The following is a 17,516-nucleotide window of genomic DNA, read 5'->3' as shown; positions in this document are numbered from 1 at the left end:
ATGGAAAATAGAAGCATTTGGTCATTACATGGTCTTACTGGATATTTCATAGCAGTTGCATTGCTCTTGGGTATTTTGGCATTTTTGACTACAGCTGCAATCAAGACACAAAATGCTACTGCACAGCAACACTATGAAGTAGTAGATCCATTTGGTATCAAAATGTTTGGTCCAGATCTTGAAAATGAAAAACATATCATTGTGCATGGTACACCAGTAGGTGGAGATACACTGCATAAGTATAAATTCGAAAAATAAGCCAGAGGAGGCTATCATGGTAGATAAGTTTGAAGCAATCATTGGTTGGATGCTGCTTGGAATGGCGGCGCTTTCTTTGTGGGCAGTAGCGACTCCTTTTCATGCTTACGTAGGTTAATGTCTTACACTCTTTTTAAAAGGGCTTTTGCCCTTTTAATTCTCTCTTCCTCACTTCTTTTTGCCAATAACTTCATTTTAAAAAATGACAATATACTGCCCCAAAAAACGGTCGATAAAATTAATGAAATTGGTAATGAGCTTGCGAGTAAAACAGGTGTGAAAGTATTCGTTGTTGTTATAAAATCCATGGAGGGTAAAAAGATAAAAGAGTATGAATCTGCAATTGCCAAAAAATTGCAACCCCCTTTTGTACTATTAACACTTAGTCTTCAAGACAAAAAAGTAGATATTGTGCAAAATCCTAAAAATTTAGTCGATGCAGAGACAATTCTTAGTCCACTTCCTTGGAAAGGAACAATAATTCCAATTCTCACAGCACATTTTAAAAATCCTCACGCAGCAGTTGAGGCTGCAATACTCAATGGATATTCTGAAATTGCTGAGCAAATAGCAGATAAAAAGCAAATCAAACTTAAATCAGCCATAGGAAATACCAATAGAAATATATATTATTGGATGCGTATACTCTTTTATTCTATAATCGCCTTGATTTTAGGCAATTTTATCTATAGGAGATTTATAAAGCGATGACAAGCAAAAACTATTGGCCACATTTCATTATCGGACTTGTGCTCTTTGCTATAGCTATGGGAGTCTGGACGGTAAAGACTGCTATAGATAACCCTGTAGAGCTTGATAATAGCTATATGATGAAATATCAAGATGTAGATAAAGACATCTACGATATTTTAAAGATGCAAAAAGAGTTCAATAAAAACTACAAATTCATTCCCCTTACAAAAAAACTGGGTTTCCCAGATGCTGCTTTTGCATTTAAAATAGTAGATAAAAATGGTAATGTGCTAAAAGATGCACAAGCAATTGTTCTCTTTACAAGACCAGAGACTACAAAATATGACATCAAAACAAAAGCCGTGTTCCAAGATGGTGAGTATATCGCAAAAGCAAAGCTCCCTCTCAAAGGCAGATGGAATATTATTGTCAAGCTCAATGTAGATAAACTAACAGTATTTGAAAAATATAAGATGTCTACACTCCGCGATATGCTCGTAAAAGCTTAAAAAATACTAAAATTAAGCGAAATTAAAGCTATCAAAAAGTAATATTTCACATCAAATCTGGTAAAGGGTTGTAAGCGATGAAATTTACAAAAATGACAAAACCTCAAGAAGTGCAAAGAGAATGGCATGTTATTGATGCAGAAGGTAAAACTTTTGGTCGCTTGGTGACTGAAATTGCAACACTTCTTCGTGGTAAACATAAACCAAACTATACACCACACGTAGATTGCGGTGATTACGTAGTCGTTATTAATGCATCAAAAGTAAAAGTGAGTGGTGCAAAAGAGAACAAAGAGTATCATAGACACACTGGATATTTTGGTGGAGTCAAAAGTGAAAAGCTTGCTGAGCTTCGCCAAAAGAATCCTGAAAAACTTTTTAAACTAGCTACTCGCGGTATGCTTCCAAAAACAAAACTTGGCCGCGCTATGCTTAAAAAACTTAAAGTCTATCCGGGAAGCGAACATCCTCATACAGCACAAGTGAAGGGAAACTAAGATGAGCAGATACTATGCAACAGGAAAGAGAAAGACAGCCGCTGCTAAAGTTTGGCTTACAAAAGGAAGTGGGAAAATTATTGTCAACGGTATGACTCTTGATGAGTGGCTTGGTGGCCATGAAGCTTTAAAACTTCGTGTAAGACTTCCATTGACTCTTACAAAAATGGAAGAGAGTGTAGATATTGTAGCCACAACTCTCGGCGGTGGTTATAGTGCACAAGCTGATGCCCTCAAGCATGGAATTTCTAAGGCATTGTGCCAGCTAGATGAGAGTCTCAGACAAGTTCTCAAACCTCACGGCCTTCTTACTCGTGATGCTCGTGTTGTTGAGAGAAAGAAATACGGAAAGCACAAAGCAAGAAGATCTCCACAATTTTCAAAAAGATAATTTTCTTCTTTTTGGGCTTTTGCCCACTCCCAATATTTTTATGCTATCAAAGGATTTATAAATGTTGAAGGATTTATCTCCTCAAGAGGTAAAAGAGTTGGCCAATAAAGGCGTCGTTCTTATTGACATACGAACACCTGGTGAGTGGCGTCAAACGGGAGTGATTCCTGGATCAAAACTTCTCACATTTTTTGATGAGTACGGAAACTATAATATAGAAAGTTTTATGCAAGAGTTTCAAAAGTATGTTCCTACAAAAGAGACACCTTTTGTGCTTGTGTGTCGTACAGGTAGCAGGACCGCAAGTGTTGGCAACTTCTTAGCAAATCAAGCTGGGTATGCAAATGCAGCCCACTTAGCTGGTGGGATCTATGCTTGGGCAGCTGAAGGCAATAGCTTCGAGCCTGTGCAATAAAATGGTACAATTTTCCCAGCAATGCTGGGAGGATTTATGAAACGTTTCATATGTATAGCTCTTTTTTCAATATCACTCTTTGCTTCAACTCTGCATCTTTCAATTAGTGCAAGTCCATCTCGCATAAATCCACTACTTGCAACAGATAGTGCCAGTGCTGAAATCGCTGGATGGATCTTCAATGGACTCTTTAAATATAATAAAAATGGTAAAATCGTAGGAGATCTTGCAAAATCGTGGAAATTTCTCGATAATAGGCATCTTCTTGTAACACTTAGAAGAGGAGTTACTTGGCATGATGGAGAGCCCTTTAGTGCTGAAGATGTAATATTTACCTACAAGCTTATAACTTCGCCAAAGATATTCACACCTTATGCAAGCGATTTTCGCTATGTAAAGTCTATCAAAGCTCTTGATGACCACAAAGTACTCATTACGTATAAAAAACCCTACTTCAAAGCCTTGCAGATATGGATGCTAGGGATTGTACCTAAACACATCTTGCAGAACGAAAAAGATATTATGACAAGTAGCTTCAATCAGCATCCAATCGGCACAGGGCCCTATATGCTCAAAAGCTTCAATGTTTCACAAGATATTACGCTCTATGCAAATCCTCACTATTTTGAGCATAAACCCCACATAGAAAAGATTGTCTATCACTTTCTCCCAGACCCAGCCACAGAATTTTTGATGCTCAAATCATTTAAGCTTGATGTAGGTGGTCTCTCACCACTGCAGTATGAGAGGCAGATTGGTAGTAAGTTTAAAACACATTACAAGATTTATGAGCAGATGAGCCATGGCTATACATATCTTGGCTTCAATCTCAAGCGCAAAAAATTTCAAGATATTCGTGTGCGCAAAGCCATCGATATGGCAATCGACAAAAAGCTTCTCATAGATCTATTGTTTTTTTCCCATGCGCGCATCTGCACTGGTCCTTTTATGCCAGGCACTTTTGCATATGATCCTACCATCAAGCCAGCTCCATATGATCCAAAAAGAGCAATAGAGCTACTCAAAGAGGCTGGCTATACCAAAGAGCATCCTTTGGTCTTTGAGATAGCTACCAATTCAAACAACTCCTTGCGTATGTATGCAGCACAGATTATTCAATATCAGCTAGCAAAAATTGGTGTGAAAGTGACAATTCGCGCAATGGAGTGGCAGGCTTTTTTAAATACAGTAGTTACTCCAAGGAAATTTGATACAGTTTTGCTTGGCTGGTCACTAGGGCTCACACCAGATGCATTTAGTATCTGGCATAGCAAAAGTGCCAGGCTTGGAGGATTTAATCTTGTAAGCTATAAAAATGACCAAGTAGACATACTCATTGAACAAGCCGAAGGAACAATAGATCAAGAGAAGTTAGCTTCGATTTACAAAAAAATTTTTGATCATATTGTTCAAGATTCTCCCTATATCTTTTTATATATTCCAAATGCAATTACAGCAGTAAATGCAAAGATCAAAAATGTTGAACCATCAATTGTTGGCATAATGCATAATGAGATCGATTGGATCAAGCCGTGAAGTGTACGATTCTTTTCGATCTTGATGGAACTTTAATCGACTCAACCGAAGCGATATTAGAATCTTTTCACAAAGCGTTTCGTTTCTTTGGCAAAGAGCCCCCCGAAGATAAACAGATTTTGACACTTATTGGTCATCCTCTCGATTTCATGTTTCGCCATCTGGGTATTAAAGAGAATGTAGAAGAGTATGTTACAAGATATAAAGTAGAGTATCGCAAAATCTTCAAAGAAAAGACAAAGCTCCTTCCTACTGCACGCGAAGCTCTCAAAGAGGCTGCGACTTTTGCAAAGCTTGGAGTTGTGACTACAAAAACAGGGAAATATTCAAGGGAGCTTTTGGAATATATGGGATTGATGAGCTATTTTGGCGTGTTGGTTGGATCTGAAGATGTTTTGCACCACAAACCCCATCCAGAGCCAATTCTCAAAGCGATGCACCATCTTGAAAGTGACCTACAAAATAGTTTTATGGTAGGTGATACATGCCTCGATATGGAGGCAGCACATGCTGCAAACATTACTGGTATTGGTGTATCATGCGGTTATGGATCCAAAGAGCATATGCAAAAGTGCAGCCGCCACCTCTTTGCAACACCCCTTGAGGGAGTAGCGTTTATAAAAAGAGTTTGTCAATTGGTATAACTAAGAGTAAATTCATCTTTAATTAGACATAATAGGTTCTAATGAGTATTTAAGATGGAGTTGATTACAATTTAATAACAAATAGCGATAGGAGAGAAAATGTTAGAGATTCGATGGCATAGTCGTGCTGGACAGGGGGCAGTTACAGGGGCTAAAGGTTTAGCCGATGTAGTTGCTAATACAGGAAAATATGTACAAGCTTTTGCCTTTTATGGATCTGCAAAACGTGGTGCGGCGATGACTGCATACAACAGAGTTGATGAACAGCCAATTCTCAATCACGAAAAGTTCATGAGACCAGACTATGTCTTGGTAATTGACCCAGGTCTTACATATACTGCTGATATTACTGCAAATGAAAAAGAGAATACAAAATATATCATCACGACACACCTTTCCAAAGAGGAGCTTATCAAATCACAGCCAAAGTTGGAAGGCAAAGAGGTGTATGTAGTGGACTGTATGCAAATTTCGCTCGATACCATTGGAAGAGCCATTCCGAATACTCCAATGCTTGGAGCATTGATGAAAGTTTCGGGAATGTTTGAGCTTGATTATTTTAAAGATGCGATGAAAAAAGTTCTTGCAAAATTTCCACAAAAAATCATCGATGCAAATATGGCGGCGATTGAGCGTGCCTACAATGAAGTGAAATAAAGGATCGTTTATGGCAAAAGATATGAAAGAGATAAAAAAGGTAGAAGAGATTAATGAATTAGGCTGGAATGAGCTTATTCCTGGTGCAGCGCTCTTCTCTTTTACTGAGCCTGTTGAGGATGTAGTCGAGGTACCTATGGAAGAGAGGCCATATGCTCCTACAAACTCCCATGAATGGCAAGTAGGGGATTGGAGAGTAGAAAAACCTGTCTATAACAGAGACCTCTGTATCGATTGTCAGTTTTGTTGGGTATTTTGTCCAGATATTTCAATACTTAGTCGTGATAAAAAGATGATCGGCGTTATTTATGAGCACTGCAAAGGTTGTGGTATATGCGTGGAAGTATGTCCTACTAATCCAAAATCACTTTTGATGTTTCCAGAGCATATGGATAACAATGAAGCACTTAGTATGTGGCCCAAAAAAGAAGAGAAGAAGTAAAGGATAGCAAATGGCGAAAAAGTTTGAATTAAATGAAGTAGAGGTTTGGGATGGAAACATGGCTGCTGCCCATGCACTGCGCCAAGCGCAGGTAGATATTGTAGCAGCTTATCCTATTACACCTTCAACACCAATCGTGCAAAACTACTCTAAGTTTTTAGCTGATGGGTATGTAGATGGTGAATTTATTATGGTTGAGTCTGAACACTCAGCAATGAGTGGATGTGTGGCTGCAAGTGCTGCAGGTGTGCGTGCTGCAACTGCTACAAGTTCACAAGGTTTTGCACTTATGGTCGAGGTGCTCTACCAAGCAAGTGGTATGAGACTCCCAATTGTTCTCACAGTAGTTAACCGTGCCTTGGCAGCTCCACTCAACGTGAACGGAGATCATTCAGATATGTATCTTGGACGAGATGCTGGGTGGATAAATCTGTGCTCATACAATCCACAAGAGGCGTATGATCTTACACTTATGGCTTTTAAAATTGGTGAAGATCCTAATGTCCGCCTTCCAGTTATGGTGCATCAAGATGGATTTATTTGTTCGCATACTGCACAAAATGTTCGCCCTCTCCAAGATGAAGAGGCTGCAGAGTTTGTAGGTGAATATAAACCTGTAAATACTATGCTTGATGTTGCAAACCCTGTAACGCATGGCGTGCAGACTGAAGAGGATTGGCACTTTGAGCATAAAGCGCGTCAACACCACGACCTCATGAACTCATTTGATACTATCAAAAAAGTCTTTAATGAGTTTAAGGAAAGAACCGGACGAGAGTATGACCTTGTCTACACATATAAAATGGATGATGCGGATGTGGCAATTTTTGCTCTTGGAACTACTGTAGAGAGTGCGCGCATTGCAGCTGATCAGATGAGAGAGAAGGGCATTAAGGCTGGCGTTGTGAGTCTGAGAGTTCTTCGACCGTTCCCGTTCAAAGAGGTTGCAAAAGCTCTAGAAAATGTCAAAGCAGTGGCTGCAATGGATAGAAGTGCTCCTGGCGGAACTTTTGGTGCACTCTTCAATGAAGTTAGTGCTACTATGCTAGCACATGGCAAGAGTCCAGTAATGCTCAACTACATCTATGGTCTTGGTGGACGCGATACTACGATCGATATGCTCAAAGAGGTATATGAAGATCTTGATAAGTGTGCAAAAGCTGGCAAAGCTGTTGTGCCATTGCAGCAATTCTTGGGACTTAGAGGTCCGAAGTTATCGTTTTATTAAGAGGGGGAAGAGATGGTAAAAAAGATCAAAAATCTAAAAGAGTTGTCACTATCAAATGATAGATTTGAGGGCGCAAACCTTATGTGTCCTGGATGTTCGCACAATATTATTGTGCGAGAAGTTCTCAATGCGACAGATGATCCTGTCATTGTTGCTACTGCGACAGGATGTTTGGAAGTATGTACGGCGGTATATCCAAAGACAAGCTGGGATGTAAGTTGGATCCATATCGGATTTGAAAATGCAGCAGTTGCAGCAGCAACTGTAAGTGCGGCATATGAAGTAATGAAGAAAAAGGGCAAGCTCCCACCAGCAACGCAAAAGATGGTAGATGAGGGAAAAGAGCCAAAAATCGTTGCATTTGCAGGTGATGGTGGAACATATGATATCGGTTTTCAGTCACTCAGTGGAGCATTTGAGAGAGGTCACAACTTCATGTATGTCTGTCTTGACAATGAGGTCTATGCAAATACTGGAGGGCAAAGGAGTTCATCTACACCAATAGGAGCAAGTACGACAACCAGTCCAGCTGGTAGTGTGAGCTATGGTGAGAAGATGATGAAAAAAAGCATGGTAGAGATCATGGCAGATCATGGTGCACCCTATGTTGCGCAGGTAAGTCCAAGTAAATGGAAAGATTTAATCAAAAAGGTGCAAAAAGGTTTTGAAGTTTATGGACCTGTCTATATCAATGCTCAAAGTGCTTGTACAACTGAGTGGAAGCACGCTCCAGAAGATACTATAGAAGTGAGTGATCTTGGAGTCGAGAGCTGTGTATGGCCACTCTATGAGATTATCAATGAGCGTGATGAGCACGGAATTATCTATAGCACGAAGCTCAATATTACCTATAGACCAAAGAATAAAATTCCGGTAGAGGAGTATCTTGCTGCACAGCCAAGATTTAGACACCTCTTCAAACCAGAGAATAGACACATTATTGATCTATGGCAAAAAGCTGTCGATACAAGATGGGAGTATCTCCAAAGAAGAGAAGAGGCTGGAGTCTAATGGGTTATATCTACCCGATAATCAAAGAAAAAATTAAGGAGGAAGTTAGGAAGTTTGAGTGTATCTCCAAAAGATACGAACTTCCTTTTTGCCTCATGCTTATTGCCTTTGATGGCAGTGAAGATATATCGCAGATAATTGTTTCAAATACTCGTTGTGCAGATAGATTTGCCAAAATTGATGATCACTACTACTCGCTTCTCTTTTTTGCCAATAGACCAGATTCCCATGCAAAAGTTGCAAATAAAATCCTCTACGCCTTAGAAAAGCTCTATCCAAACAGTAAAATATCTATCGGTGTTGCTTGCAAGCACAATATAGATGCTGATGATATTATCTCCAAAGCAATTCAAAACGTTTTAGAAGCGCAAAACTCTTCACTCAATACTATTGTAGAATAATTTAAAGGAACAAAATATGCCTCTATTAGAGAGTTTTTTAGTAGATCATACAAGAATGCATGCGCCTGCAGTGCGAAAAGCCAAGGAGTTGCAAACACCATCCGGTGATCCAATTACTGTCTATGACTTGCGTTTTGTCAAGCCAAACAAACAGATCATGAGTGTCAAAGGTACACATACCTTGGAGCACCTCTTTGCAGGATATATGCGCAGTCATCTCAATAGTGATGATGTTGAGATCATAGATATCTCACCTATGGGATGTCGCACGGGATTTTATATGAGTGTGATTGGTAGACCCGATGAACTCAGTGTTGCACAAGCCTGGGAAAAGAGTATGCGTGACATACTAGCACTCAAAAGCATTGAAGATATTCCAGAGCTCAATGTCTACCAGTGTGGAAGCTGCTATATGCACTCACTCAATAAAGCACAAAGAATAGCTAAATATGTGGTGGAAAGTGGTATAGGTATTATGAACAATGAAGAGTTGAAATTGGATCTGGGTGCAATTGACAAGCATAAGTGTGATGTAGATCCAAAGAGTGTAGAAGTTATTGGAGAGTAGCGTGCATATAGTGATACCAGTAAAAAGTGTCAATAAAGAAGAGAGTATTGTTGCTCCTACAAAAGAAGCAACAAGCTACGCTTTTTTAGAGCTTGGTGAAGGGATGCAAATAGTAGCAATCAATTTTTTCGATGCACTTCCACAAGACTTTTTTGACTATATAATAACTCCAGATAAAAATGATAATCTTGATGAAGCGTATGAGCTGGGCGCTCGAGCACTCCTTGCGCGAGCTGGTATGAGTATAGATGAGATCGTCGAAGCGTTGATGTTTCGTGAGCTTGATGAGATCATGTAGGAGTAGATATGGCAGAGTATATTCTATGGCACAATCCGCGATGTGCAAAGAGCAGAGAGGGATACAAGCTTTTAGAAGGTCTCGATGTGGAGGTGCGCCGCTATATTGATGAACCACCAACATGCCAAGAGTTGCAAGATGTTTTGCAAAAACTTGGTATGAAACCAAGTGAACTTGTGCGCAAAAAGGAAAAACTCTATAAAGAACTCGGCCTCAAAGATGCAAGCGAAGAGGAGATTCTCAAAGCGATGTGCGAGCATCCAAGGCTCATTGAGCGTCCTATTCTTATCAAAGGAGATCAAGCTGTTTTGGGAAGGCCTCCCGAAAAGTTTAAAGAACTAATAGAAGATGTATGAGATTCGTCAAAGTAATGATGGGAGTTTGACTCTCTATTCGCATGAGTTTGATGAGTGTTACCATTCCACCAAAGATGGGGCACTCACCGAAGCTTTACAAAAACATGTCATCCCAGCTTTTACTTTCTGCTCCAAACCGCATTTGCGCATTCTTGATATCTGTTTTGGGCTAGGTATCAATACACTTGCAACACTCTATCACTTTTTCCATCAAGATCGTGTGAAATCTATAGAGATATTTTCGCCCGAACTTGACAGGAATCTTTTACAACTGCTTCCAGATTTTACTTATCCTGAACAATTAGCACCCTACAAAGAGATTTTATTGGAACTTTTACGAACAAAAAGATTTCAAAGTGACAATATTACAATAGAGCTTTTTATAGGTAATGCGAGAGCGTATATCAAAAGCCTTCATGCTATTGATGTTGTTTATCAGGATGCTTTTAGTCCCAAGAAAAATCCGATTCTTTGGACAGTTGAGTATTTTACAGATATAGCAAAACTCCTTACAGATGATGGAATCCTTACAACCTATTCGCAAGCAACTCCTGTGAGACTCGCGCTTCATGAAGTTGGTTTAAAGGTATATGAACTAAAACTTGGCAGCCTCAAGCCAATGACGATTGCAAGCAAAAAAGAGCTTCCTCTTAGACGCATAGATATGGAAACGAAGAAGATGCGCTCATGCGCAAAGCCTATAAAGGATGAAGATATTGAAACGCTATAGTATTATTTTTACCGTGATAGGATTCTTTGTGGCATTAGCATCGATGAATCTCTATGATATTCAAAAGTCATTTATTGCAAAATTTAAAAAACAAACAAAACTTGTACTTGATAATGAGATTAATTTGAAAAAAAACTCAACCCTTGCTTTGGCAATAGCAACAAGTGAGCACAAAGATATTGAGCCGTATTTTTTAAAGCATAAAGTACCATATCTGGAAAAAATTAGTAAAAATTTACGCAGATATACCAATTACAAAAACATCCATTTTGCCATTGTTGACACGAATGCCACTATACTCTATGCTACATATAAAATTATACATTACAATACATGTAAAAAGTTTTCACAAAAAAAGAACAGCTATAAAACTGATATTGTTTTAGATTGTCGTGGTATCCATTTTGGAGCATTTGTACCAATTTTTATCGAGGGTAAGCTCCAAGGATATCTTGAAACTTTTAGTCAGTTTAACTCCATTGTGAAAGATTTGCAACGTATAGGAATTGAAGCAGTTGTTTTGCTTGACAAAAAGTATAAAAGTTATGCAAAAGAGCTGCATCGTATGGTACGAGAGTATAAAGTTGTCAACTCCAATACATCACCACAGCTTCTTGAACAGATACAAAATATAGATATTGAACAGGTTTTGTACAGCAATGAACCTCTAGCAATCAATGGGCAGATTTTTTATCGCTATCCTCTTAAGGATCTTGAAGGCGAAATTTTGGGATGGATAGTATTTAGTAAAGAGAAAAATGCAGTACTCACAGACTTTATTAGTAAGTCTCTCATATATCGTGTTATTTTTATGATTGTTTTATTTATTTTTACAATTTTAATCATTATGAAAATATTCAATAGAGAGATGGTTGAAAAATTGCGTAAGCAGTATGAGTATTTTGCGACGATTCTTGATAAGATCCAAGAGATTGTGATTATTAATGATGGCTTTACAATGAAATATGCCAATAGCACCTTCTTTCAATACTTCAATGATTATAAAAATTTAGAGGAGTTTTTGCGCGAGCATCAGTGTATATGTGATTTCTTCGTTCATGAAGAAGGATTTATCGATGCGATTATTGAAGGTAAAAAGTGGACGGAGTATATCCTAGCGCATCCTGATAAAGAGTATTATGCAAAGGTGCGCTATAAAGAGCAAGAGTATATTTTCCAGGTCAAAGCGAGTAGACTCAATGAAGAAGATTTTGTAGTAATCTTTATTGATATAACACAAAAGTATCAAAAGCAAAAAAGACTCCAACAACTTGCAATCATAGATCCTCTGACTAAGCTTTACAATCGCTACTTCTTTGAAAAAGTTGCCAATGAGGGAATCAAAAAAGCTGCAACACTCCAAACAGATCTGCTCTTTGCAATGATTGATATTGATTATTTCAAACAGATCAATGATACTTATGGCCACGATGTAGGAGATGTGGTTCTTAGAGAAATTGCCGCCATCTTACAGCACGAATTTCGCAAAAGTGATCTCATATTCCGCATAGGTGGGGAGGAGTTTCTCATAATCTTTGAAACTACAAACGTCCAAAAAGTGCTCGAACTTTTAGAAGATGTGCGCAGGAAAATTGCGACACATAAATTTGAGGGAGTATATGGTCAAGTAACTATTAGTATAGGTGTGGCAAAATATAGAGATGGTGATGATGTCCATAGCCTCTATAAAAGGGCTGATGAGGCTTTATATGAGGCAAAAAAATTAGGAAGAAACAGACTTGTATATAAAGGAGACGAAGATGATTGATGATAATCTCAAAAGGGCAATGCTCAATATTGCCCGTATTGCAATAAAAGAGGAATTTTTGGGGCATAAAGAGCTCAATGATGAAGTCAAACAGCGCCTGATACAAATGTTCCCTAGACTTGCTGAACCTGGCGCAGTGTTTGTGACAATAAATGAGCGAAGTTCACTACGGGGATGTATCGGTTCGTTAGTAGCCTATAGACCTCTCATTGATGATTTGATAGAGAATGCAAAAGCAGCAGCATTTGGAGATCCAAGATTTCCACCATTGAGCCCAGAGGAGTTTGACAAAATAACAATAGAGATATCCCTTTTGAGTGAGCCAAAGCCCCTTGAGTATAAAGATATTGAAGATTTGCGTCAAAAGATTCGTCCCGGCGTCGATGGAGTAGTTCTTAAGCTTGATGGCCGCCAGGCAACATTTTTGCCACAAGTTTGGGAAGAATTGCCAGATTTTGATCAATTTTTTGCACATCTTTGTCTCAAAGCCGGCCTTCCGGCAAATTGCCTTGAGTATCATCCGCAGATATTTACATATCAGGTAGAAAAATTTAGTGAAGATGATTTTAAATCTCTATAAATACACTATTCCAGGAAAGGATGAAGATTTTACAACTCTTTTTATGAATGAAAAGGTAGAAATTGTACGTATTGTTTCAGGCAGGGTAGAAACTCCAAAACATTTTAAAGATGAAACTGATGAATGGGTTGTATTGCTTAAAGGTGAAGCAAAACTAAAAATGGAAGGACGACTGTACCATCTTCAGCCTGGTGACAATCTCTTTATTCCTGCATATATGCCACATACTCTTGTAGAAGTAGTACCAGGTTCTCTTTGGTTAGCAATTCATATAAAAGAGTGTAACGGAATATAGCGAGGCCCTTTTGGCGTAAGTATACTTTGAATAAGTTGGATTTTTGGCTCAATAAAGCCAAGCTCTTTTTTCTCATAACTTTTTACTGTGGTTACAAAGCGCTTAAAATTATGGACCTTTTTTATGCGACATAGTGTTATGTGGGGAATGAAGGGTTTATCAATATTTATTGTTAGTCTCTCTTGGAGTGTTTTGACCACATCACTCAAAGATTGGTCATCGACTTTTGCATATAATATTTTGGCAGGATTACCGAAAAAGCCCAGTCCTTCTATTTTTAAAGGCGAAAGATTTGGAGAAAAATTTTCTAATTTCTGTGTTATAAGTTTTGGAGTTTCTATCTCGCCAAGAAAAATATATGTAAGATGAAGATTGCGTTTTTCTACCCACTTTCCTTCTAGAAATGAGAAACTATTTTTTATTTCTTGATATTTTGGAATGTGAGCAAAACTACCTATAAAAAGTCTCATCATACTCCTTTATCCAGGAAGACCATCAGCCCTTGGGCTCAATAACCATTTATAATATCGTATCATATAGATAACAAAAGGACTTATCCAAAAAAGAGTAGAGAGAAAATAAAGCAGTTGTGCATACTCAGGATAAAAGGCAACAGCTGTCCTAAGCAGTGCTGCGATAATGATAGAGACTGTTCCCAAACAGATAAAATTGTCTCTTGCTTTGGCGATATCTCTTCCAGTATGAACAATCGTAACAACAATCATAACCACATAAAACGAAAGTGTCCATGCACCGGTTGTAAGCATATGCAAAAGATCTCCGTTAAAAAGTTTCATTCCGGTTAAATAGTTATAGCCAATGAGTCCATAACCAATAGCTATAAGAATTGGAACGAGCTCTAATGAGAAAATGAGCTTTTTAAATAAAATATTTGTCTCTTCATAATTGATAAAATCATTCAAAATTGCCAAAGCTGCACTTGCTGTGCCTAAAGCCACCCAGCCTAATGCTCTGTTTTGCGGAAAGAAAAATTCAAGTGCGCTAAAAAGAGCAATCATAAAAATTGTCAAGTTATATGCCGGAGGTCTTGCAAAAAAGATCTCTTCATACCCTTCATGTTCTAAAATCTCATTGACAGCTTCTGTGTTTACTCTGCGAATTGCAAGAATAATAAGAATCAAAAATACGCCAAGGCTGAGCTTTAAAACATCTAAAGGATCTGTTTTTACAACTCCTGCAGCGCTTAAAAAGAACCAAATTTGTGCAACTTGCACGGCTATAAAGGTATAGGCGATACTGACATGGCGTTTGGCTGGATCTTTCAAGATTGGCTTGATAACCAAAAGGGTAAGCCAGGCAAAGAGGATTATGTTAATAATCGCTGCCGGATAGACTCCAATAACTCCCATCGTCCAAAAGGCAATTCTACCTACTATCCAAAATCCAAAAAGAGCAGCTAACTCTTTTCCAACAATTGGAACGGTTCCAGGAAAAAGCTCAGGTGCTCCTGTTAAAATAAAGGCAGCCATTCCCAAAAATCCTACTCCAAAAAGCATCTCGTAGATATGCCAGCTCATGCCATCACCAATAAATGGCAAAGCAATATAACCATTGTAGTAAAGCACCCAAAGAAGAATTGAAAGAATCATATAAGGAGGCATCAGCAAAAAGGCCGGGCGAAAACCGTAAGCAAGATAGGTAGGAAAAGCTCCTTTGGGATAGGATTCATAATGTTTTGTAGCTGCCATATTTACTCCAGTTCAAACGTTTCTATAATATAAGGATCTTGTAACAGCTTTGCAGTTTCGCTGTAAACATAGCTATCGTCTCTTTTGCTTTGTGGAATATCGATTGTGAAAGTTTTAACGATTCTACCCGGATCTGGCTCAAGCACAAAAATCTTATCGCTCAGTTTCACTGCTTCCATTAAGTCGTGTGTTATAAAAAAAATAGTAATTGCTTTTTTATCGATAAGCTCAATCAAATGGTTTTGCAGCTCTCTTTTGAGACCAATATCCAAAGCTGAAAAGGGCTCATCTAAAAAAAGAAGCTCTGGCTTTGTGACAAGGGCTCTAGCAAATGAGACTCTTTGACTCATCCCACCACTCAGCTCTTTTGGAAACTTTTCAAAATCATCCTCTTCTAAATCAAATTTCAAAGCAATCTCTTTTGCTCTTTTGATGCGTTCTTTTTTAGAAACTCCTTGAGCTTTGAGACCAAAAGCGATATTATCAAGCACATTTTTCCATGGAAGCAGTCTTGCATCTTGAAAGGCAATTGCTTGTGTTTTGAAGCTATTTTCAATCGTTCCTTCCTGTCTATCCAGTAGACCCGCACATAGCCTAAGAAGTGTTGTTTTTCCTCCACCACTTGGTCCTACAACTGAGACAACTTCTCCTTCATCTATTTCAAAACTGATATCCTCAAGGATTGTTTTATATCCAAAAGAAAATGTCAGATGCTCTACCTTCAATCGCGCCATTTTTCCACTTCTTTTTTAATAGGTTCTAAAAAGATATACTCTACAATCATTAAAAGAGCAATCATGATAACAACAAGTGCAAGAGCTGTTTTGGTATCAAGCTGACTTCTAGCCATTGCCAAAGCCGCACCAATACCATCGCTTGTAGCCAAAAGCTCCGCCATTACAACGATCTTCCAAGCCATTCCAAGAGCACTGACCCAAGCAGGAAAGATATAAGAGAAGATATGAGGCAGATAAATATCGGTAAATTTCATCAACTTTGGCACTTTAAAAGTATCTGCCATCTCTTCAAATTTATCCTCTAGCGTTCTTGTTCCCTGCAAAGCCCCAATAAATACTATTGGCATAGATGCGACAAATACGGTAAATTCAACCGTCATATCTCCCATACCAAACCAAATCATCGCCAAAACGATCCAGGCAATCGGTGGCATTCCCATTAAAATTGTAATGATTGGACGGCTTGCAACGGAGGCTGTAATAAAAAAACCGGCTATTAAGCCAAGGAGCGTTCCAATTGAAAGAGAGAGACCAAATCCAACAATCACTCTATTAATTGTAATAGAAAGATTCTCTAAAAACTCTTTGTCTTGAAACAGCTCTAAAACACTTTGAAAGCTTTGCAAAGGGGAGGGCAAAATCATATCCCCATAAATTTGATTGCCCACATCCCAAGCTGCAATAAAAAGAAAAATAGCAGCTATGGAGCCCCAACCACTCCATAAAAATTTTGGAAAGTCTTTGATGATTTTTTTAAGAGCATCCATCAGTAGTAAAACTCCTCATCAGGAAGTTTTCCACCTATGATTTTTGGACTTTGCTCTTTTAGTTTTTCAAAGAAAAATTCAATATCTTTTTTTGCTTCTTTTGCTTTAACAACTTCCATTTTTACATGGCTAATGGAGTCTGCCACAGCCTCTGGTGTAAACATTTTTACATATTTTACAACAAGTTTTCCTGCCTCTTTTGGATGGCTTTTATACCACTGCATAGCCTCAATGTACGCTTTTTCAAAAGCTTCAACAATTTTTTTGTTTTCTCTCATTTTCCCAACAACTGCCATACCGGCTTGTGGAATTTTAGGTTTTGTATGAAAAGCTTTTGCCCACTCTTGTTGCAAGTCAATTCCTCTATAAAGCTCTGGAGCAACGATACTTATAGGAAAAGAGTGTGTTTTTCTAAGCACCATCGATGTTGCAGGCTCTGGCAAGAGGGCATTGTCTTGTCGTCTCATGATAAGCTGGCTAGCTGCATCCATTGGATTGGAGACGTAAATAAGATGAATATCTTTAGAGCTTAATTTCTTTTGTTTCATAATGGCCTGTAAAACGATATCTGGCATATCGCCTCTCCAAGGAACAAGAAGCGATTTTCCCTTTAGCTTCTCAAGGGTATTTATATTTTTATCCCTTACTAAAATATGCAAAATCCCCCAAATGGAGACATTAAGGAGTCTAATTGGCTGATTTTTGTTATATAAAATTGAGGCCACGTTTGTTGGAACCGCTACAAAATCTACTTCCTTATTGATAATCATCGCTCTTAGTTGATCTGGATTTTTCCAAAGTTTGAACTCAATTTTTTTTGCATACTTTTTGAGAGCCCCGCTCTCAATCATACGAAAAATCGGATGAGATACATTTGCAGAAGGTCCTGCTATAACAATTTTTTCAAGTTTCTCTGATGCTATTGAAAATGTCAAAAACACAGAGAGTAACAATAACATTTTTTTCATATCAATCCTTTAGATTATGATTATGATAATAGATTTCAAAATTATATACAATTAAGTT

25 protein-coding genes are annotated in these 17,516 nt (G+C 38.2%); 20 read left to right on the top strand and 5 right to left on the bottom strand.

Annotated features, from left to right (window positions below; translation table 11 throughout):
* From JG734_RS08280 to JG734_RS08185, 20 genes are all read left to right on the top strand, one after another.
* Positions 1 to 258, top strand: coding sequence for a DUF4006 family protein (locus JG734_RS08280; protein WP_201332822.1), 258 nt, complete (start codon positions 1 to 3; stop codon positions 256 to 258).
* 117 nt (positions 259 to 375) lie between these two features.
* Positions 376 to 969, top strand: coding sequence for a TPM domain-containing protein (locus JG734_RS08275; protein ID WP_201332821.1), 594 nt, complete (start codon positions 376 to 378; stop codon positions 967 to 969).
* Positions 966 to 1,460, top strand: a complete 495-nt coding sequence (locus tag JG734_RS08270; protein WP_201332820.1) for a FixH family protein — start codon at positions 966 to 968, stop codon at positions 1,458 to 1,460. The genes JG734_RS08275 and JG734_RS08270 overlap by 4 nt, the downstream gene beginning before the upstream one ends.
* 77 nt (positions 1,461 to 1,537) lie before the next feature.
* The gene (gene rplM, locus JG734_RS08265; protein ID WP_201332819.1) at positions 1,538 to 1,957 is read left to right on the top strand and encodes a 50S ribosomal protein L13; all 420 of its coding nucleotides are present in this window, start codon (positions 1,538 to 1,540) and stop codon (positions 1,955 to 1,957) included.
* A gap of 1 nt (position 1,958) precedes the next feature.
* The gene (rpsI, locus tag JG734_RS08260) at positions 1,959 to 2,348 is read left to right on the top strand and encodes a 30S ribosomal protein S9 (RefSeq protein WP_201332818.1); all 390 of its coding nucleotides are present in this window, start codon (positions 1,959 to 1,961) and stop codon (positions 2,346 to 2,348) included.
* A 61-nt stretch (positions 2,349 to 2,409) separates the two neighbouring features.
* A complete protein-coding gene (locus tag JG734_RS08255; RefSeq protein WP_201332817.1) occupies positions 2,410 to 2,763 on the top strand; it encodes a rhodanese-like domain-containing protein in 354 nt (117 codons plus the stop codon).
* 36 nt (positions 2,764 to 2,799) lie between these two features.
* Complete coding sequence (locus tag JG734_RS08250) at positions 2,800 to 4,299, top strand: peptide-binding protein (RefSeq protein WP_201332816.1); 1,500 nt, start codon at positions 2,800 to 2,802, stop codon at positions 4,297 to 4,299.
* Positions 4,284 to 4,943 (top strand): HAD family hydrolase, encoded by a 660-nt coding sequence (locus JG734_RS08245; protein WP_236586856.1) that lies wholly within the window; start codon positions 4,284 to 4,286, stop codon positions 4,941 to 4,943. The genes JG734_RS08250 and JG734_RS08245 overlap by 16 nt, the downstream gene beginning before the upstream one ends.
* A gap of 99 nt (positions 4,944 to 5,042) precedes the next feature.
* Positions 5,043 to 5,600, top strand: coding sequence for a pyruvate flavodoxin oxidoreductase subunit gamma (locus JG734_RS08240; protein WP_201332815.1), 558 nt, complete (start codon positions 5,043 to 5,045; stop codon positions 5,598 to 5,600).
* Between the two features lie 10 nt (positions 5,601 to 5,610).
* The gene (locus JG734_RS08235) at positions 5,611 to 6,042 is read left to right on the top strand and encodes a 4Fe-4S dicluster-binding protein (RefSeq protein WP_201332814.1); all 432 of its coding nucleotides are present in this window, start codon (positions 5,611 to 5,613) and stop codon (positions 6,040 to 6,042) included.
* A gap of 10 nt (positions 6,043 to 6,052) precedes the next feature.
* A complete protein-coding gene (locus JG734_RS08230; RefSeq protein WP_201332813.1) occupies positions 6,053 to 7,270 on the top strand; it encodes a 2-oxoacid:ferredoxin oxidoreductase subunit alpha in 1,218 nt (405 codons plus the stop codon).
* A 12-nt stretch (positions 7,271 to 7,282) separates the two neighbouring features.
* Complete coding sequence (locus tag JG734_RS08225) at positions 7,283 to 8,281, top strand: thiamine pyrophosphate-dependent enzyme (protein WP_201332812.1); 999 nt, start codon at positions 7,283 to 7,285, stop codon at positions 8,279 to 8,281.
* Entirely contained in the window at positions 8,281 to 8,682 is a 402-nt protein-coding gene (locus tag JG734_RS08220) for a hypothetical protein (RefSeq protein ID WP_201332811.1), read from the top strand. The genes JG734_RS08225 and JG734_RS08220 overlap by 1 nt, the downstream gene beginning before the upstream one ends.
* Positions 8,683 to 8,698: 16 nt before the next feature.
* Positions 8,699 to 9,250: an S-ribosylhomocysteine lyase gene (gene luxS, locus JG734_RS08215; RefSeq protein WP_201332810.1), complete on the top strand. Its 552-nt coding sequence runs from the start codon at positions 8,699 to 8,701 to the stop codon at positions 9,248 to 9,250.
* A 1-nt stretch (position 9,251) separates the two neighbouring features.
* The gene (locus JG734_RS08210; RefSeq protein ID WP_201332809.1) at positions 9,252 to 9,548 is read left to right on the top strand and encodes a hypothetical protein; all 297 of its coding nucleotides are present in this window, start codon (positions 9,252 to 9,254) and stop codon (positions 9,546 to 9,548) included.
* An 8-nt stretch (positions 9,549 to 9,556) separates the two neighbouring features.
* Positions 9,557 to 9,904: an arsenate reductase (glutaredoxin) gene (gene arsC / locus JG734_RS08205; protein ID WP_201332808.1), complete on the top strand. Its 348-nt coding sequence runs from the start codon at positions 9,557 to 9,559 to the stop codon at positions 9,902 to 9,904.
* A complete protein-coding gene (locus tag JG734_RS08200) occupies positions 9,897 to 10,634 on the top strand; it encodes a tRNA (5-methylaminomethyl-2-thiouridine)(34)-methyltransferase MnmD (protein WP_201332807.1) in 738 nt (245 codons plus the stop codon). Before arsC ends, JG734_RS08200 begins: the two co-directional genes overlap by 8 nt.
* Positions 10,621 to 12,402: a diguanylate cyclase gene (locus tag JG734_RS08195; RefSeq protein ID WP_201332806.1), complete on the top strand. Its 1,782-nt coding sequence runs from the start codon at positions 10,621 to 10,623 to the stop codon at positions 12,400 to 12,402. The genes JG734_RS08200 and JG734_RS08195 overlap by 14 nt, the downstream gene beginning before the upstream one ends.
* Complete coding sequence (gene amrA, locus JG734_RS08190; RefSeq protein ID WP_201332805.1) at positions 12,395 to 12,982, top strand: AmmeMemoRadiSam system protein A; 588 nt, start codon at positions 12,395 to 12,397, stop codon at positions 12,980 to 12,982. The genes JG734_RS08195 and amrA overlap by 8 nt, the downstream gene beginning before the upstream one ends.
* On the top strand, positions 12,963 to 13,277 hold the full coding sequence (locus JG734_RS08185; protein ID WP_236587035.1) for a cupin domain-containing protein: 315 nt from the start codon (positions 12,963 to 12,965) through the stop codon (positions 13,275 to 13,277). Before amrA ends, JG734_RS08185 begins: the two co-directional genes overlap by 20 nt.
* Here the strand turns inward: JG734_RS08185 and thpR are convergent.
* The 5 genes from thpR to JG734_RS08160 are packed head-to-tail and all read right to left on the bottom strand — an operon-like array spanning position 13,250 to position 17,458.
* The gene (gene thpR / locus JG734_RS08180) at positions 13,250 to 13,747 is read right to left on the bottom strand and encodes an RNA 2',3'-cyclic phosphodiesterase (protein WP_201332803.1); all 498 of its coding nucleotides are present in this window, start codon (positions 13,745 to 13,747) and stop codon (positions 13,250 to 13,252) included. The genes JG734_RS08185 and thpR overlap by 28 nt on opposite strands.
* 9 nt (positions 13,748 to 13,756) lie before the next feature.
* Positions 13,757 to 14,986: an NnrS family protein gene (locus JG734_RS08175; RefSeq protein ID WP_201332802.1), complete on the bottom strand. Its 1,230-nt coding sequence runs from the start codon at positions 14,984 to 14,986 to the stop codon at positions 13,757 to 13,759.
* A 2-nt stretch (positions 14,987 to 14,988) separates the two neighbouring features.
* Complete coding sequence (locus tag JG734_RS08170; RefSeq protein WP_201332801.1) at positions 14,989 to 15,720, bottom strand: ABC transporter ATP-binding protein; 732 nt, start codon at positions 15,718 to 15,720, stop codon at positions 14,989 to 14,991.
* Positions 15,708 to 16,490, bottom strand: coding sequence for an ABC transporter permease (locus tag JG734_RS08165; protein ID WP_201332800.1), 783 nt, complete (start codon positions 16,488 to 16,490; stop codon positions 15,708 to 15,710). Before JG734_RS08165 ends, JG734_RS08170 begins: the two co-directional genes overlap by 13 nt.
* Complete coding sequence (locus JG734_RS08160; protein WP_201332799.1) at positions 16,490 to 17,458, bottom strand: ABC transporter substrate-binding protein; 969 nt, start codon at positions 17,456 to 17,458, stop codon at positions 16,490 to 16,492. The genes JG734_RS08165 and JG734_RS08160 overlap by 1 nt, the downstream gene beginning before the upstream one ends.
* Positions 17,459 to 17,516 lie beyond the last annotated feature (58 nt).

The organism is Nitratiruptor sp. YY09-18, from assembly GCF_016593235.1.
In the GTDB taxonomy this organism is placed as follows: domain Bacteria; phylum Campylobacterota; class Campylobacteria; order Campylobacterales; family Nitratiruptoraceae; genus Nitratiruptor.
The sequence above is the reverse complement of the archived record's forward strand: the minus strand, read 5'-3'. Positions and strand labels throughout refer to the sequence as shown.

Excerpts from the sequence above, each read along its gene's own strand:
- JG734_RS08170 (WP_201332801.1), bottom strand. The coding sequence starts at position 15,720 with ATGGCGCGATTGAAGGTAGAGCATCTGACATTTTCTTTTGGATATAAA.
- JG734_RS08270 (WP_201332820.1), top strand. The coding sequence starts at position 966 with ATGACAAGCAAAAACTATTGGCCACATTTCATTATCGGACTTGTGCTC.
- JG734_RS08165 (WP_201332800.1), bottom strand. The coding sequence starts at position 16,490 with ATGGATGCTCTTAAAAAAATCATCAAAGACTTTCCAAAATTTTTATGG.
- arsC (WP_201332808.1), top strand. The coding sequence starts at position 9,557 with ATGGCAGAGTATATTCTATGGCACAATCCGCGATGTGCAAAGAGCAGA.
- JG734_RS08240 (WP_201332815.1), top strand. The coding sequence starts at position 5,043 with ATGTTAGAGATTCGATGGCATAGTCGTGCTGGACAGGGGGCAGTTACA.
- rpsI (WP_201332818.1), top strand. The coding sequence starts at position 1,959 with ATGAGCAGATACTATGCAACAGGAAAGAGAAAGACAGCCGCTGCTAAA.
- JG734_RS08185 (WP_236587035.1), top strand. The coding sequence starts at position 12,963 with ATGATTTTAAATCTCTATAAATACACTATTCCAGGAAAGGATGAAGAT.
- JG734_RS08255 (WP_201332817.1), top strand. The coding sequence starts at position 2,410 with ATGTTGAAGGATTTATCTCCTCAAGAGGTAAAAGAGTTGGCCAATAAA.
- amrA (WP_201332805.1), top strand. The coding sequence starts at position 12,395 with ATGATTGATGATAATCTCAAAAGGGCAATGCTCAATATTGCCCGTATT.
- JG734_RS08220 (WP_201332811.1), top strand. The coding sequence starts at position 8,281 with ATGGGTTATATCTACCCGATAATCAAAGAAAAAATTAAGGAGGAAGTT.
- luxS (WP_201332810.1), top strand. The coding sequence starts at position 8,699 with ATGCCTCTATTAGAGAGTTTTTTAGTAGATCATACAAGAATGCATGCG.
- thpR (WP_201332803.1), bottom strand. The coding sequence starts at position 13,747 with ATGAGACTTTTTATAGGTAGTTTTGCTCACATTCCAAAATATCAAGAA.
- JG734_RS08175 (WP_201332802.1), bottom strand. The coding sequence starts at position 14,986 with ATGGCAGCTACAAAACATTATGAATCCTATCCCAAAGGAGCTTTTCCT.
- JG734_RS08225 (WP_201332812.1), top strand. The coding sequence starts at position 7,283 with ATGGTAAAAAAGATCAAAAATCTAAAAGAGTTGTCACTATCAAATGAT.
- JG734_RS08230 (WP_201332813.1), top strand. The coding sequence starts at position 6,053 with ATGGCGAAAAAGTTTGAATTAAATGAAGTAGAGGTTTGGGATGGAAAC.
- rplM (WP_201332819.1), top strand. The coding sequence starts at position 1,538 with ATGAAATTTACAAAAATGACAAAACCTCAAGAAGTGCAAAGAGAATGG.
- JG734_RS08275 (WP_201332821.1), top strand. The coding sequence starts at position 376 with ATGTCTTACACTCTTTTTAAAAGGGCTTTTGCCCTTTTAATTCTCTCT.
- JG734_RS08160 (WP_201332799.1), bottom strand. The coding sequence starts at position 17,458 with ATGAAAAAAATGTTATTGTTACTCTCTGTGTTTTTGACATTTTCAATA.
- JG734_RS08280 (WP_201332822.1), top strand. The coding sequence starts at position 1 with ATGGAAAATAGAAGCATTTGGTCATTACATGGTCTTACTGGATATTTC.
- JG734_RS08200 (WP_201332807.1), top strand. The coding sequence starts at position 9,897 with ATGTATGAGATTCGTCAAAGTAATGATGGGAGTTTGACTCTCTATTCG.
- JG734_RS08250 (WP_201332816.1), top strand. The coding sequence starts at position 2,800 with ATGAAACGTTTCATATGTATAGCTCTTTTTTCAATATCACTCTTTGCT.
- JG734_RS08235 (WP_201332814.1), top strand. The coding sequence starts at position 5,611 with ATGGCAAAAGATATGAAAGAGATAAAAAAGGTAGAAGAGATTAATGAA.